The sequence below is a fragment of the Runella sp. CRIBMP genome (assembly GCF_009905605.1).
Classification (GTDB): Bacteria; Bacteroidota; Bacteroidia; order Cytophagales; family Spirosomataceae; genus Runella.
The window spans coordinates 84,238-98,238 of sequence record NZ_JAAAKZ010000011.1 but is presented as its reverse complement, the minus strand read 5'-3'; the positions used below and the strand labels follow the sequence as shown (position 1 = coordinate 98,238).

Sequence of the window (14,001 nt, the reverse complement as noted above, 5' to 3'; positions counted from 1 at the left end):
TTTCAAAGTATGGTTACTTTAAGGCCGTTTGCACTTTTGTGAATTCGACATCTTTTCCTACATATTTATTCCATTCGTCGACGGTCAAGTCCCGGGTGATTTTTTTACTTACTTTGGCATACAGCTCTTCGATGCCAATATCCCAGAGTCGTACCGTACGGTCGGCACCATAAGAGATGAGTTTTTTACTGTCTTTTGTAAACCGCACACCCGTTACCCAAGTGTTGAAATCGTTGATGACAATGGGCTGTTGTTGTCGTGTTATATCTTCGTAATTAAATAGGTGAACCGACCAATCAAAACTGCTCGTTGCCACCAAATGACCATCGGGAGAAAAAACAATATCACTGACGGTCGAATTGTGTTTACCCAGTACTGTACCCGCCGAAAATTCAACGATTTTGTCATTTTCATAATCCCATACCGTTAGGACCCCAGCAGAGTTTCCGGTCAATATTTTCCTACCATTAGGGCTAAATGCGAGCGCTGTTACTCGTGCACCCATTCCGTAAAAAGCAAAAACGGCGGGTGCTTTTTTCAAATCATTTAGTTCAAAAACAACAACTTTTTCTTTTGAGCCACAAACAATTTTTTGGCCATCTGGGCTAAGTTTTGCGCAAAATATATCAATCCCTGAACGCAAATTGGCCACGGAGTCAATGCCGTTGCCCGATAGATTCCAGGTACGAATATTTCCATCATTGCTCACTGAAACCAGCTGATTGTTTTGGGCCAGCAAAAGTGAATGGATTGGGCTGCGGTGCCCTTTTACTACCACTGGCGTTGGGGTAGGGGAGTCGATGTTCCAACTGAATAAGGTGCCCAAAGCTCCACCCGCAATAAGTTTTTTCTCATCGTTGTCTAAGATAACAGACCTAAATCCCTCGTTTGATTTATTGCCGCGACTGAACGAACGAGTAGGTTGAATCGGGTTGATGCCATAATCCCAGAGTTTAATGGTGGCATCATCGCTACCTGAGGCAAAGATATTATCGACTGATTTCACCCCAACGGCTACTGAGCGTACCACATCGGTGTGCCGCCTTAATATTACTTTTGCAGTTGTACCAGCGGCTTTGGCGAGGGCATTAAAAATATCTGGATTGCTTTTTTCACCTAGGCTTTTCAGGTTGAGATTATAAGCGTGCAGGGCCAGCAAGGCGGGCAATTCATCCTGCGAATTTTCGGGCATTTGAAACGACTGAATGGCAATTGCCCGGGCAATTGCTTTTATTTTTTGCCGTTCAGCATCTCGCTTGGCGTTTTCGGCGATGGTTCTTTGCCTTTCCGCTTCGCGGCTTGCTTTTTCGGCCTCATCTTTGCGTTTTTCGGCCTCACTTTTGGCGGTTACGGCAATTGTCTTTTGATTTTCAGCGTCTCGACGGGCTATTTCTGCTTTGTTTTTTTGTTCAGTTGCGGCCTTTTGGGCCATTATTGCTTCCTGTCGCTGAATCTCCGCTTTTCGTTGTTCGGTTACCGCTATCCTTTTTTGTTCTTCGGTTAGTTGTTTTTGGGCTTCCGCAATTTCTTCTTGTTGTTGGGCAATCCTTTTTTGAGAGATTGCTTCTCTTTTTTGGATTTCAGCCTTTTTTTGTTCTGACAAAGCCAGTTGCTCCTTTTCTAACGATTCCTTTTCACTTTGTTGGGCTTGCGTTCGGAGAATGATGGATACCACCAAAAACATGAGCGACAACAACGAGCCAATCCCCAAGGCTATGGCAAATTGGCGGGTTCGTTTTACCTCTTTTTTGTGGCGACTTTCTTTATTTTGTACCTCAAATTCATATTGGCTACGGCTGTATTCGAGGTAATTTATGGCTCTTTCAAAATAGGGGTCGTAGCGGAGCGCCCATTCTTTGTTGGGGCGGTTTTCTTTTAACCACCTCAACCCAATTTGTAATTCGGGATTTACCCATAAACCTGTTTTCCCTTGTTGGTATAAGTCGGCCGAAAAACTTAGGTTTTTGTATAGTTTTGCTGATTCAGTTTCCTCATCGACCCATGTTTTCAGGCGTTTCCAGAGGTAGGTAAGGCGTTCGTGGGTGAGGTCCACTACCGATGCATCAGAAAGCGGAGTGGAGTAGGAGGGAGAAAGAAAAGAAGTCCCCAATTCACGCAGGCGGTCAATGACATCCAAAAGCAAAAATTCATTTACCCCCGTTACTTTTTTAATGGTTGAAACCGTAGTTGGGCTAACCACCCCGACATCTCCTGAACCAACTACAATCAGTGACTTAAAAAGTTTTTCGGTAACTTGTTTGCGTTTAGTATCAAATACATCCTGATAAATTTCTTCGGCGTGGAGTGATAGCGCATCAGACATGGTACCAATGGCCTCATAGTCTTGTTCATCAATCGGCTGCTGCGGTGATTTGTGGACTTGCCAATAGTCCCAAGTACGCATGAGTGAATGTTGAAGTACAGGAAGTTGGTCAGTTTTGCTGCCAATGTCGCCCAAGAGACGATCTACTAAACTGGGCGAAATATCCACGCCAACGGTTTCGAGTGGCCCGTTGATGGCCTGAATGATTTCGGCGTGGTTCATCTTGGGCAATAGATAATACCCGCGGTTTATGGCTTCAGTCAGGCCGTTGTAGTTGGTGCAATAATCTAAGTAATCGGAGCGCATCGTTAGTGCCACGTGGATGGGCATCGTGCGTTGCTGAATGAGTCGGATTAAAAATTCAATAAAAAGAATGGTTTCATCACGGTCTGTGGTGATTTGCGCTTCTTTTTGGCGGTAGCGAAATACTTCTTCAAACTGGTCAATGACCAACAAGATATTTTTGTCACCGAAAAGTTGAAAAACTTTGGTTAAACCGTCAGAATCATTAAAAATGAACGACTCTAGGTTGTTAATGATTTTAGGGGAAGAACTACCGATGTTATATTTTGAAATGTAATCGGTAAGAATACTTATTAGGTTTTTTATAGGGTTAGCACCTGGTTTTAAAATGAGAATATGCCAGCCATTTTCGAGCGTATTTTCCAATCGGTTTTTTTCCAATGAAGGAATCAAGCCGGCTTTAATTAACGAAGATTTTCCACTTCCAGACGAACCGATAATGGCCAAAAAACGCGAGCTACTTAATTTTTCTCTCAGCTTTTTGACGTGCGTTTCTCTTCCAAAAAAAAGATTTGCGTCTTTGGAGTCAAAACTTCTCAGTCCAGGGTAGGGGTTCGCATAAGTTCTGTTGGGTGCCATATTAAAAAAAGACAGTCAAGGGTTGCCCCTTTGGGCTAGGGACTTTTGATATCCACTACGAAAATATTTCGATTTCGATTATTCTTGTACTCATAAGAAAAATCACTTACACCGGTGATGGTAAGGTAAATTCCTAGTCCGCCAATGGGCCTTTCTTCCAGTGGCAGATTGAAATCCTCCTCGTCGGGGAGTTCACGAGTGGTAGGGTCAAAGGGCGTAGCATCATCCTCAAAAATCACTTTAAATTGATTGGGGGTAGCTTCGCTAAAGACGTCAATATTTCCCTCTAATCCAACATTCTGATAACCGTACAAGATGATGTTTGTCGCAATTTCATCGACTGCTACCAATAAATTATAGGTTGCTTTTTTGTCTACTCCCGCCTCTTGGGATTTTTCTTTGACGTACTGCCGTATGGCATCAAGCGAGTCAATGATTGCCGGAAAGGTTTTCAGTTCCATTTGTTAATTGACAAAGTACGAACGATGATTGAGTTGATTCTCTATACGAAGCATAAATGTTAGTGAATGCTTTTGCCATTAAAATAGATTTAAGTGGTTGAGAAATATGGTAGTATCACCACTTTTCAACCACTTAAAGTCTATTTGATGTATCCAAAAACATTTACTTGTCGTGATGACCTAAACGGGGTATTGATCAACAATATTGACGCTGTGTTGAAGCCCCGTTTTTTCGAGCGTATCGACGATGATTTCCTGCGGTTTTACAATGTAAATCGTAAGTCCAACGCCCATTTTTTGCTTTGAAAATATCAAAACGCGCAATCCTGCCGATGACATAAACGACAGATTTTCTAAGTCCAGAACGAGTTCGGTAGGCGATTCAAGCGCTACTTTTTCGATTTCTTTTTGAAAAACCCTGGCCGATAATGAATCCAGCTCGCCCGTCAGTTTAAGCTTGGCAACTTTATCGACTACTTCTGAGGTTATTGTAAAATCCATGTTATTGAGTGTTTTTGGTTGAGATTAATCAATTTTATTTTGCGACCAGAACAATGACTGAGCGTCCGCCTACAAAAAAGCCTGCTTGATTTTCGAGCAAAGGTTCCTCTCCAATTTGGTGGATGTCTTCTGAGTTGGCCATGTCGGTGTTGGCAAAAACGTGCCATTTCAACCCAGGCTCCAGCGTCGGAAGTTCAAAATGCAGCGGCTCCCAGTACATATTCAGGGCTACGTAGATGGTTTCGTCGCGTATGGTTCCCCCTTTGGCGTGGCTTCCGCAGAGCATAAAAGCCAAGGTGCGGCTTTCTGCCGACCAATCTGGCCGCCATGCCAACGTACCATGGAAGCTAATATCGGGCAAACCGCTTCCTACGTAGTCGTAATGACGGAAGTGCGTTGGGCTTCTGAGTACAGGGTGCGCCCGACGGAATCGAAGAATCTGTTGGGCATAATGAAACAAATCAGCGTTTTTATTGACCAATGACCAATTCAGCCAGTTCCATTCCACATCTTGGCAATACGTATTGTTGTTGCCGAGTTGGGTATGTCCCATTTCGTCGCCCATCAAAATCATCGGAATTCCCTGACTAACCATTAAAATCGTCAAGGCATTTTTGATTTGTTTGTGGCGCAGAAAATTAATGGCTTGGTCGTCGGTTTCTCCTTCCCAACCGCAGTTCCACGAGTTGTTGTCGTTGGCACCGTCGTTGTTGTCTTCGCCGTTGGCCTCGTTATGTTTTTCGTTGTAGGCAAACATATCGTGCAACGTAAATCCATCGTGACAGGCTACGAAATTAATACTCGCGGTTGGTCCTCTGGAGGGGTATAAATCGGGGGAGCCTTGAAGCCGTTGGGCCATTTCTCCTACCAGGCCCGTATCTCCTTTCAGAAAACGGCGTACGGTATCGCGGTATTTTCCGTTCCATTCGGCCCAGCGACCGTAGGCAGGAAACGAACCCACTTGGTACAAACCGCCCGCGTCCCAGGCTTCGGCAATCAATTTACACTTAGCCAAAATGGGGTCGTAGGCCAGTGATTCCAACAGCGGCGGGTTACTCAACGGGCTACCGTCTTGGGCACGGCCCAAAATAGCGGCTAAGTCGAAGCGGAAACCGTCGATGTGGTAATCGGATGCCCAATAACGCAGGCAGTCAAGCACCATGTTTCTAACCACGGGGTGGTTGCAATTCAGGGTGTTGCCTGTTCCAGAGAAGTTGAAATAATACCCCTCAGGCGTAAGCATGTAGTAGGTTTTATTGTCAATTCCTCTAAACGAGATAGTATGCCCACGGTGGTCGCCTTCGGCGGTGTGGTTAAACACCACGTCCAGAAAAACCTCGATACCGTTTTTGTGCAGTTCCTTGATGAGGGTTTTCAATTCATCCACCTGCATTCCAAACTTACCAGTGGCGGCGTAGCCTGCTTTGGGTGAGAAGAAGTTTACGGTACTGTATCCCCAATAGTTAACCAGCATTTCGCCCGTTTTGGGGTTGGTGCGGCTATTTTCCCACTCATCAAATTCATAAATGGGCATGAGTTCAATACAGTTGATACCCAGCGATTTGAGATACGGAATTTTGCTACGAATACCCGCGAATGTACCCGCGTTTTTGGTTTCAGACGATGGGTGACTCGTAAAACCCCGCACGTGCATTTCGTAGATGGATAAATCTTCGATGGGTGTTTCGAGCGGGTGGTCGTTTTCCCAGTCAAAATCCTCAAAGGCCAACCGCGAACGGTAGGGGTACACATCATCCCAGTTGGGTTGGGCACGCCAGGTATCACGGCCACCCAAAACTTTGGCGTAAGGGTCGCTCAAGATGACATTTTTGTCAAACCGATGACCTTCTTCGGGTTTAAACGGCCCGTCCATGCGATAGCCATACTCAAGTCGTTCAAAATCAAGGTCAAAAACCGTCATGCAATACACATCCCCAATCCTGAATTCGTCGGGAAACGGGATTTCTGCGTAGGGCTGGGCTTCACCACGTTCAAAAAGAACCAAAGTACATGAAATAGCGGCACTTGAATAGACGCTGAAATTGACCCCGTTTGGCACCATGGTTGCTCCAAACGGTAGCGTATGCCCCCGTCGGAATTTTATACCCTCGTGTTCGTGGGTTGGGTAGTAATCAATACGAATATCTGCCATAGTTAGCCCTTTTTTAGTGTTTCTACCGCTTCTTCTAACTTATTAACGATGATAAAGAAGTTGATAAAACCAGTGTTCGACATTACGTCCTGAATATCTTCGGATACTCCTACGAGCACCACTTTACCGCTTTGCGATTTTATTTGCCGATAAATCATCAATAAAACCCGTAAACCAGCGCTTGAAAGAAATTCCACTTTGCTCAGGTCAATAATGACTTGCCCTTGTCCTTTGATGGCCGAAATGGCGGCTTTTTCAAATTCGGGGGCGGTTTTGCTATCTATGTTGCCTTCCACCTCAATGACAGCAATGCTCTCTATTATATTCTCGGCTACTTTCATGTCGATAGTGTATTGTCTAATTTAAATAACTGGACTTATAAGCACTTTCACCCGAACCCTTTCGTCGGTTTTAGGGAGTGTGACAAATAACTCGTTGGCGTCAAAATTGGGGTACGGCTCATCGTTGATGTAGCACGCGCTGATATAAACACTTCCTTTGGGAAGAATATCAGGCGAAACAAATAACTTATTGTTTTTGAAACCATTAGGGTATGGCTTGAAGTAGAAATAAGTTGGTTTTTTGGTGATAAGCAAGTTGGTATATACTGCCGACAAGAAGCACAACTCAGTGCTGTGATAGGCACTCATTGAGTGGCTACCTTTGAAGCGCTCAGTACCCAATAGATATGGCATACCGTTGCCAAACACGTTGAAGTACACCCCACCGTCGTCGGTATCAAGGAAAAACGCGTTGTAGAAGGCGGCCGACTCGCGGGCGTATTTGAGGTATTCGTCGTCTTTCAGGATTCCGTGCAAAATCATGTACGCAAGAATGGCTTGCTCTTGTTGCCACCACGCCTTGCGGTCGTGCCATACAAATTGGTGACGACCGTTGGTTTTGGTTTCGCGCTCTACCACGTCATACCAACCACCACGCTGCGGGTCAGAGCCTGCTTCTGGCATCAGGGCGGCGATTTTCTTGGCAAATTCGAGGTAAGAATCTTTGGCAACGAGCGACTGCATACGCATCAAGTTCCAGGCTATTTTGAGGTTGTGACCCACAACGGCCCGGTTTTGCTGCCAGCCCCAAGTTTGGTCTTTGCTCCAATCTTCAAAGAATTTCTCCTGTACAAATGGACTGTTTTCGTAATCAGGGAAGTATTTGGTGATGGTATCAAAAGTGTACTCAAGGAAGTCGGCGTATTTTTTCTCACCCGTGGCCAAGTAAAGGTTGATGAGGTAAGCGGGCGCGTGGTCACCGACTGAGTTCCAGTTTTTGCGGGCACGGTTGTGAGCCAACGATTCTTCGTGGGCATCCAACGAAATCGGGTCAATGTGTGAGTAATAGCCCTCTAGTTTGTCATCTTTGAAGTATTTCTCAAACAGTTCAATCGTTTTTTCGATGTCCCACATGATTCGTGGATCACCCGTCAAACGGTAAGTCTGGGTAGGACCAGCCAAGGCATAAATTTGCTCATACATTGGCAACGAATCCAAGTCATCGCCGAATTCGGAAGTCAATAACTTGGTTTCTTTTTGGCCATCTACTTTTACGCCGTGGTACCAGTATACCAAGTCAGCATCTTTGTCATAAAAACGCATGTGGTCGCGGAGGTATTCCGTTCCCAATTCAGCACCTTCCAAAAACGAGTCATTCCCAGTGAGCATGTACGCCGAAGCAAACCCGTAAATCATGCGGGAAATGGTATCCGTTTCCTGCAAATAATCCCCTTTTTTTGCACCCGCCAAATGAAGCATGGTGCGGTAGTTTTTATAATTAATCGGCTCTTGCGGATAATTAAACTGCCATTTCAAATAACTCGTGGCAATGGAAGAAATTTGCTGAATCCACCAATCTTGCGCTTCGTGGCGGTATTCATGGGGTTGGGTACTTGGGAAAATAATCCACTGAACTTCAAAAACGGGCTCGCCACCTTCTACTGGTGGATAAAATGTACCGTAAGAATACAGAAATTGACCTTTTTGGGCTAGCAAATCTTGCATCACTCCAGAGGCATCCTGATAGGATTCATCAAGGTTTCGGAACGTACGTGCATACGTAGAAGGAAGCAAATTTACTTTAAAAACCCGCTTATCGGAGGTTTCGACAGTATACCATTTTTCGGCAGCGTTGTATTCTATGATGTACCCTGCAAGGGTATCAGAGAAGGTAAAATCGAGTTTCATGAATTGAGAGTTTAATAGTGTTAAATTAAGGATTTAGAAATCAGTCAGAATTTGAATCGGTGATTAATCCTCTTGGTCAACGTAGCCTTGGGTGATTTCAATGATATTCCCTTCGGGGTCTTTGACCCAGGCGGTTTTCCAGCCGGGTATAAAATCATCAAATGCAAGTGGGCCCAATGTAATGACCGCATCTGAACCCATTTCTGCCAGTTTGGCGTCTACGTCGGCAACAGAAAAAGCCAAATGACGCAGTCCAGGATAATGGGGGCCATCACCTTCCACGTTGGGAATGGGGCGCTCTTCGTCGGGGGGGAAAACTTCAAAGTAAAAATTACCAGCATCTTTCAAGAAGACCAGTTCTTTTCCTTCGCCCAACGAAATGGTTCGCGCTCGTTTAAACCCGAAGTATTTTGTATAAAAATTCTCAAATGCGGCGAGGTCTTTGACCGTTACCGCTACGTGAAAAAATGAGGTAGAGAGCATATACAGCCTTATTTAAGCTTTTTCGGATAAGATTTCGATGATTTTGGCAGCAAAAAAGTGCGCATGTCCGCCCGAACGACCCGTGACTAAATCGCCGTCAACGACGACATCCTCATTGACGTATATCGCTCCGTAGGCTTTGGCGTCGCCGATAAGGTTGTTATGACAAACTAATTTACGACCTTTAACTAGCTCAGTAGCGGGGGCCGTAAGCCACAACCCATGGCAAATGATGCCTTTGAGGATAGTTGGCTCGGCAAAAACGCGTTTGAGGAACTCAGTAGCAGGAGGGATTTTTTCAACATCTTCAGTATACCGCAGCCTGTCAGACACCATACCCGAGGGCACGATGATGGCCGAGTAGCTCCGCAACTCTTCGTCGCTCATGTTTTCAAAACTTTCCCAACAGTCCATCGGCACTTTGTGTTCGTGACCGGTGAAAGTGATTTTGGGCTGCCCCCAGAGTCGGGTCAGGAAATGAACTTCGGCCCCTTCTTCCGGAAAACGATATTGATAATAAAATATCTCGTTTTCGTAATAGTCGGCTTCAAAGAGAATTCCAATTTTTTTACCAATAAGTTTCATGTTAATCCGGTTTAAAGGCTAATTTAATGGGCTGTAAATCAGCAACTTTTTAAATAATTTCAGTAAGATAGGTAAAATAAAGAACTCGGTATTAATTCTTTATTTTACCTGCTTTGAATTAAAGCGTTGCCGACCCTTCATAGTATTTCAAATCGTCGACTGTATATCTGGTGATGATGGGGCTACCGTTGGGGCCCACTTTCACGTCCCATGTTTGGTATGCGTCAAGTGTAATGCGCTTGCTGTAAGCATCGGGTGCATTCCAAACACTTGCTTCCCATTTTACTACAACTTTTACCACGGCGGTGTCGCCATTGATGACGGCTTCGGTCGATTTTACGGTGTGTACTTCATCGAAGAAAATGCGGATAACGCGCTGAAACCAGCCTTCAAAGCCAGCGTAGCCATAGACCGTTGCTTCTGGAAAAACCATTTCCAATCCTTCGTCAGCCAGCATCGGAAGTACTTCAACCATAGGAGCGTGAACGTCTAACTTGCGGTACCAAACCTCGGCAAGTGATTGTATTGATTCTGGAGTTAACATATAATTTCTTGTTTAATAAAAGTTATAATTTGATGCGATGGGTTAGGAGTAAGGCTTAGGCCAGTGTACCGTCGGGGTGTTGCACCATACCTGCAAAGTGAATGGCGATTTTGCCGTCTTTAAGCACCCAGCTGTCGGCAAAGCGCATATTGGCGGTATCATTCCCGAATTTCATCGTGATTTGTTCGGTAATCATCAGGGTTTGTGGGTCTTCGGTTTCGGCCCAAAACACGATGTCGGTTTCTAGTCCGTCGATCCCCAAAATTCCCTGCATGTGTTCACGGATTTGGTCACGACCTTTGTAAATAACGGGCGCTTTTGAAAAACTGCTGATCAGAAGCGCGTCATCAGTGTATTGATCCAGCAGGGCCTCAATGTTTTTGTCAAGGATAAGTTGGATGTGTTCGCGGTACATGTTGCCCAGCGGGCTGTCGGGTACGTTTTTCATGACAAATAATATTTTTTCAGGTTGTTTATTCTTTGTGAGCAGCTTCGTTGACAAGGCGTTTTTGAAGTCCCAAAAGCCGGTTGAGTGACCAAAAAAAGATACTGGCCAACGTCACCAAAACGAGGGCAATTCGTAGCGTGTCGTTGGGCTCGGTTTCCCATCTCTTTTTAATCAACAGATAATAAGCAAGTCCTAATACAAAATAGACCGCGCAAATGATTGCGTGGCTATTAAGGTCTGAAGAATGGCCAGTACGGTTGCTATGGTTAAAAACAATGGGCCAAACGTACCAAATCGTCATGGCAAAATGCCAAGTTGAAAGGGCCCAAACATACAGTTGAAAATGATGCGGAGATTCTGCCAAAAATGACCACATCAAAATCGGAAATAAAGCCGAAAAACGGGCGGTATCGAAGATAAATCGGTTGAAAGAACCCTGATACGGCACGCGCTCCATCAAAACACTGAATCCCAACCACGCCGTAACGATAAAAAACAGCGTGGTCAGAAAAGAAACTAACACCAAGACATCGTTCCAAACGGTAAAATCAAAGTTTGGGGATGTGTTCCAATGAAAGCGGTCATTAAGAAGACGAAAGCCCGTTACGAGCGTAAGTGAAAAAAACAACGTAATTAGATTCGGTAATCTTACCAGTACTTTGGATAAGGTGTTAGTTTCCATTTTTGTGTTTAGTTGGGATTTTGTTGAAGGTAAGGTTTAGCGAAGTTGCTCCAGCAATCCCCAATCGTCCCAGTTCGCCCATGCTTCTGTTATTTTACCATCTACGACGTGGTACATAACTATGCCTTTCCAGGTGGCTCTTTTACCCGTAGCTGGGATTCCAGCAAACGTGTTTTGGTGCGTGCCTGGTGCGGCAAACCGTACCACAACTTTGTCACCCTCGGCCACCATGTCTACGATTTGGAGGTCAAGGTCAGGAAACGCGCCGTAGAGCATATCCATTTGATTATGGAGGGCATTTTCCCCTTTGATTGCCTCTGGAACGGCCGAACGGTCGATATAGAAACCAGGGGCCGTAAAATCATTGAATTTACTAAAGTCTCGATTGACAAGGATGGCATTTACGTATCCTCTGACAAGTTCTTTGTTTGCTTCGACTGACATAATTTTTTGGAGTTTTAAAAAGAGTTTAATAACTGCAACCCGCAATTCTTAAAAGTCGTACAGTTTTTTGATGCCGCCGATTTGATTCATCAGGCTCATGACGTCATTCTGAACCTTGGCTTCGTAAATTTTCCCTTCTTCGTTAAATCTGAAGAGTGTCATTCCGTTGATGGCAACATCTTTGTAGCTGGCTGGTACATTGCGCCAAGTACCAATGTGCTTGGATTTCATGGCCCAAAAAGCGGCGCCGTTTTTTTCATCAGCTACAATATCTTCTTCTGACTCAACTGAATAGGTCAAATTCTCAAAAATACTTCTGTTTCTTTCAACCAATCCCATGAATGCAGCACGACCGTCGAGGTGCGCAAAAGCCAGTATAAACTGGAAGTTTGGGTCAATGATTCTCTCGGCGATTTCTACGTTGCCTTTGCTCCAGACATCTTCCAGAAACTGGCGAATCGCTACTCTGTTTTGTTCAATTCTAGTCATGATGACAGTTGGCTTGAGAGGATAAAAGTTGGGTTTTGAACCCAACTTATGGATTGATTATGCACCCGGAGGAGGAGGAACCACGCCTAATTGTTGCAATAGCCCTAATTCATCCACGTTTGCCCAGCGCTCAGCAATTTTGCCGTCTGCCATTCTTACAATCGTTGTACCAGTAAGAGTGATAGTCTTGCCGCTAGGGGGCATTCCCATCACACCACCCGTATCTGTTCCTAAAAGGCTCCAACGGTGTACCACCTTATCAGCTGTATAAATCTCGTCAAGGATGGTCAACTTAACATCAGGCATGGCATGACGAAACATACCAACGATGTGTTTGAAGCTGCCAGAGCCGGGTTCTGTCTTACTTTTACCACCTACCAAAGAGTGGTCAACTGCATCGGCAGATAATAAATCTTCGCGTACGTTGCCTGTGTTCCATGCGGCCTCAAAAAACTCAATGCAAATCGCATTATTTTGTTCGGGAGTAAGTGACATAACTGTGTGTTTTAGGTTTTATTATTGGTTTTTTGTAAAGGAAATTGTTTCTTACTTTGTTGTAAAATGTTATTTATGAGGTGGTTGTGTCGTTGGAAAAAGCCACTTCGGTCGGTAGTGCGCCCATCAATGAACCCACCAATTGTAGATGTACTTTTCCTTCCCGAATCAGCATCACATCATAAACACGTCGTTGGCCCAACGAACTTTTTACGGTGGCCTCAAACCAAATGTAATCATGGTCGTTGGTAATGTTTTCGACCGAAAGGGGCGTAAATCCCGATTCTTTGGCAAACAGGTCTTGAAACATCTGCCTGATGGCTTCGCGACCGGCTACATCTACCCGGGCCGTTATCAATTGAGCATCCTCTGTAAAAAAATCATCCGCCAATCCATTAAAATCACCCTCACTGTGAAATTCAAGATAGCGACTGTGAAAAGCCCGTGCCATGCTGGAATCAGGAGCTGTAAAGCCCGAAAAATCATCGGATTGCCACACGGTACCTTGGCGTAAGCCAAAGAGTTGAAGGTAAAATTTTCCGTTTTGAATAAACTTTACCTCGTAAATTTTGACAGGATTACCTTGGGGATTTTGAATGGTCATTTCCATCCAAATAAAATTTTTGCCCACCGTAAACTTGTCTATGGTACGTTCTCCAAGTGTGCTTAAGCGGCTCAAATACAGTCGTATCAACTCTTTTAGGGCTAGGTGTCCTTCCGCCCTGAAAGTGAATCCATGGATACGGGCATCGGCAGAATAACACTCCTCAACCATTCCGTCAATATCGCCTCTTTGCAGAAAACCCATTTGCTTCGCTTGCAAAGCTTCGACTTCAGCGGTTTGGGGGTTTTGATTTTCCTGCATGATTGAAAATGACTTTTTTCGTTGGAGGTATTATTGTTTATTTAATCACACCCAATTGCTGTAATAAACCGAGGCTATCGCCCGACATCCACATTTCGGCAATCTTTCCGTCTTGGATGCGAAACATATTGATCCCTTGGTCGGTCACATCGCGATTGGTGGCAGGGTTTCCCAAAAATACACCCGTATTTGTGGCAGTATAGGACCACCTGCAAACCACCTTATCACCTTCAGCTACCAAATCATGGATCGTAAAATGAACATTTGGAAAGGCAATGAGTGCCGTTTTTAACCATACTTGAAAAGATGGAGGCTGGTGTGCCTGACCAGGCGGAAAGTGCAATTTTACGTCTGGATGCGTAATCTCGTCGATTACCTTTTCGTCCTTTTTGTTCCAAAGGTCAGTCCAGTATCTGGTAACCACTGCTTTGTTGGCTTCAATTGACATGAGAATAGCT

General features: G+C 44.7%; 16 protein-coding genes. All 16 read right to left on the bottom strand.

What is annotated here, in order from left to right:
- Positions 1-13 precede the first annotated feature (13 nt).
- On the bottom strand, positions 14-3,205 hold the full coding sequence (locus tag GVN20_RS21495; RefSeq protein ID WP_166560329.1) for a hypothetical protein: 3,192 nt from the start codon (positions 3,203-3,205) through the stop codon (positions 14-16).
- A 35-nt stretch (positions 3,206-3,240) separates the two neighbouring features.
- Positions 3,241-3,666: an ATP-binding protein gene (locus tag GVN20_RS21490; RefSeq protein ID WP_166560328.1), complete on the bottom strand. Its 426-nt coding sequence runs from the start codon at positions 3,664-3,666 to the stop codon at positions 3,241-3,243.
- Between the two features lie 180 nt (positions 3,667-3,846).
- Positions 3,847-4,167, bottom strand: coding sequence for an anti-sigma factor antagonist (locus GVN20_RS21485; RefSeq protein WP_114070625.1), 321 nt, complete (start codon positions 4,165-4,167; stop codon positions 3,847-3,849).
- A 34-nt stretch (positions 4,168-4,201) separates the two neighbouring features.
- Positions 4,202-6,319, bottom strand: coding sequence for a glycogen debranching protein GlgX (gene glgX / locus GVN20_RS21480; RefSeq protein WP_166560327.1), 2,118 nt, complete (start codon positions 6,317-6,319; stop codon positions 4,202-4,204).
- 2 nt (positions 6,320-6,321) lie between these two features.
- The gene (locus tag GVN20_RS21475) at positions 6,322-6,660 is read right to left on the bottom strand and encodes an STAS domain-containing protein (RefSeq protein WP_166560326.1); all 339 of its coding nucleotides are present in this window, start codon (positions 6,658-6,660) and stop codon (positions 6,322-6,324) included.
- Positions 6,661-6,681: 21 nt separating this feature from the next.
- Positions 6,682-8,508: an AGE family epimerase/isomerase gene (locus GVN20_RS21470; RefSeq protein WP_166560325.1), complete on the bottom strand. Its 1,827-nt coding sequence runs from the start codon at positions 8,506-8,508 to the stop codon at positions 6,682-6,684.
- Positions 8,509-8,571: 63 nt separating this feature from the next.
- Entirely contained in the window at positions 8,572-8,991 is a 420-nt protein-coding gene (locus GVN20_RS21465; RefSeq protein WP_166560324.1) for a VOC family protein, read from the bottom strand.
- 12 nt (positions 8,992-9,003) lie between these two features.
- The gene (locus GVN20_RS21460; protein WP_166560323.1) at positions 9,004-9,576 is read right to left on the bottom strand and encodes a DJ-1/PfpI family protein; all 573 of its coding nucleotides are present in this window, start codon (positions 9,574-9,576) and stop codon (positions 9,004-9,006) included.
- Between the two features lie 118 nt (positions 9,577-9,694).
- Entirely contained in the window at positions 9,695-10,120 is a 426-nt protein-coding gene (locus GVN20_RS21455; RefSeq protein WP_114464159.1) for a hypothetical protein, read from the bottom strand.
- Positions 10,121-10,175: 55 nt separating this feature from the next.
- Positions 10,176-10,568, bottom strand: a complete 393-nt coding sequence (locus tag GVN20_RS21450) for a nuclear transport factor 2 family protein (RefSeq protein ID WP_114070632.1) — start codon at positions 10,566-10,568, stop codon at positions 10,176-10,178.
- A gap of 25 nt (positions 10,569-10,593) precedes the next feature.
- A complete protein-coding gene (locus tag GVN20_RS21445; protein WP_166560322.1) occupies positions 10,594-11,250 on the bottom strand; it encodes a hypothetical protein in 657 nt (218 codons plus the stop codon).
- A gap of 36 nt (positions 11,251-11,286) precedes the next feature.
- Positions 11,287-11,694 carry an ester cyclase gene (locus GVN20_RS21440; protein ID WP_166560321.1) on the bottom strand — a complete coding sequence of 136 codons (408 nt, stop codon included), beginning with the start codon at positions 11,692-11,694 and terminating at the stop codon, positions 11,287-11,289.
- A 48-nt stretch (positions 11,695-11,742) separates the two neighbouring features.
- The gene (locus tag GVN20_RS21435; RefSeq protein WP_166560320.1) at positions 11,743-12,183 is read right to left on the bottom strand and encodes an ester cyclase; all 441 of its coding nucleotides are present in this window, start codon (positions 12,181-12,183) and stop codon (positions 11,743-11,745) included.
- Positions 12,184-12,240: 57 nt separating this feature from the next.
- Entirely contained in the window at positions 12,241-12,678 is a 438-nt protein-coding gene (locus GVN20_RS21430) for an ester cyclase (protein ID WP_166560319.1), read from the bottom strand.
- A 73-nt stretch (positions 12,679-12,751) separates the two neighbouring features.
- The gene (locus GVN20_RS21425; RefSeq protein WP_166560318.1) at positions 12,752-13,543 is read right to left on the bottom strand and encodes a nuclear transport factor 2 family protein; all 792 of its coding nucleotides are present in this window, start codon (positions 13,541-13,543) and stop codon (positions 12,752-12,754) included.
- Between the two features lie 37 nt (positions 13,544-13,580).
- The gene (locus GVN20_RS21420; RefSeq protein WP_166560317.1) at positions 13,581-13,991 is read right to left on the bottom strand and encodes an ester cyclase; all 411 of its coding nucleotides are present in this window, start codon (positions 13,989-13,991) and stop codon (positions 13,581-13,583) included.
- Positions 13,992-14,001 lie beyond the last annotated feature (10 nt).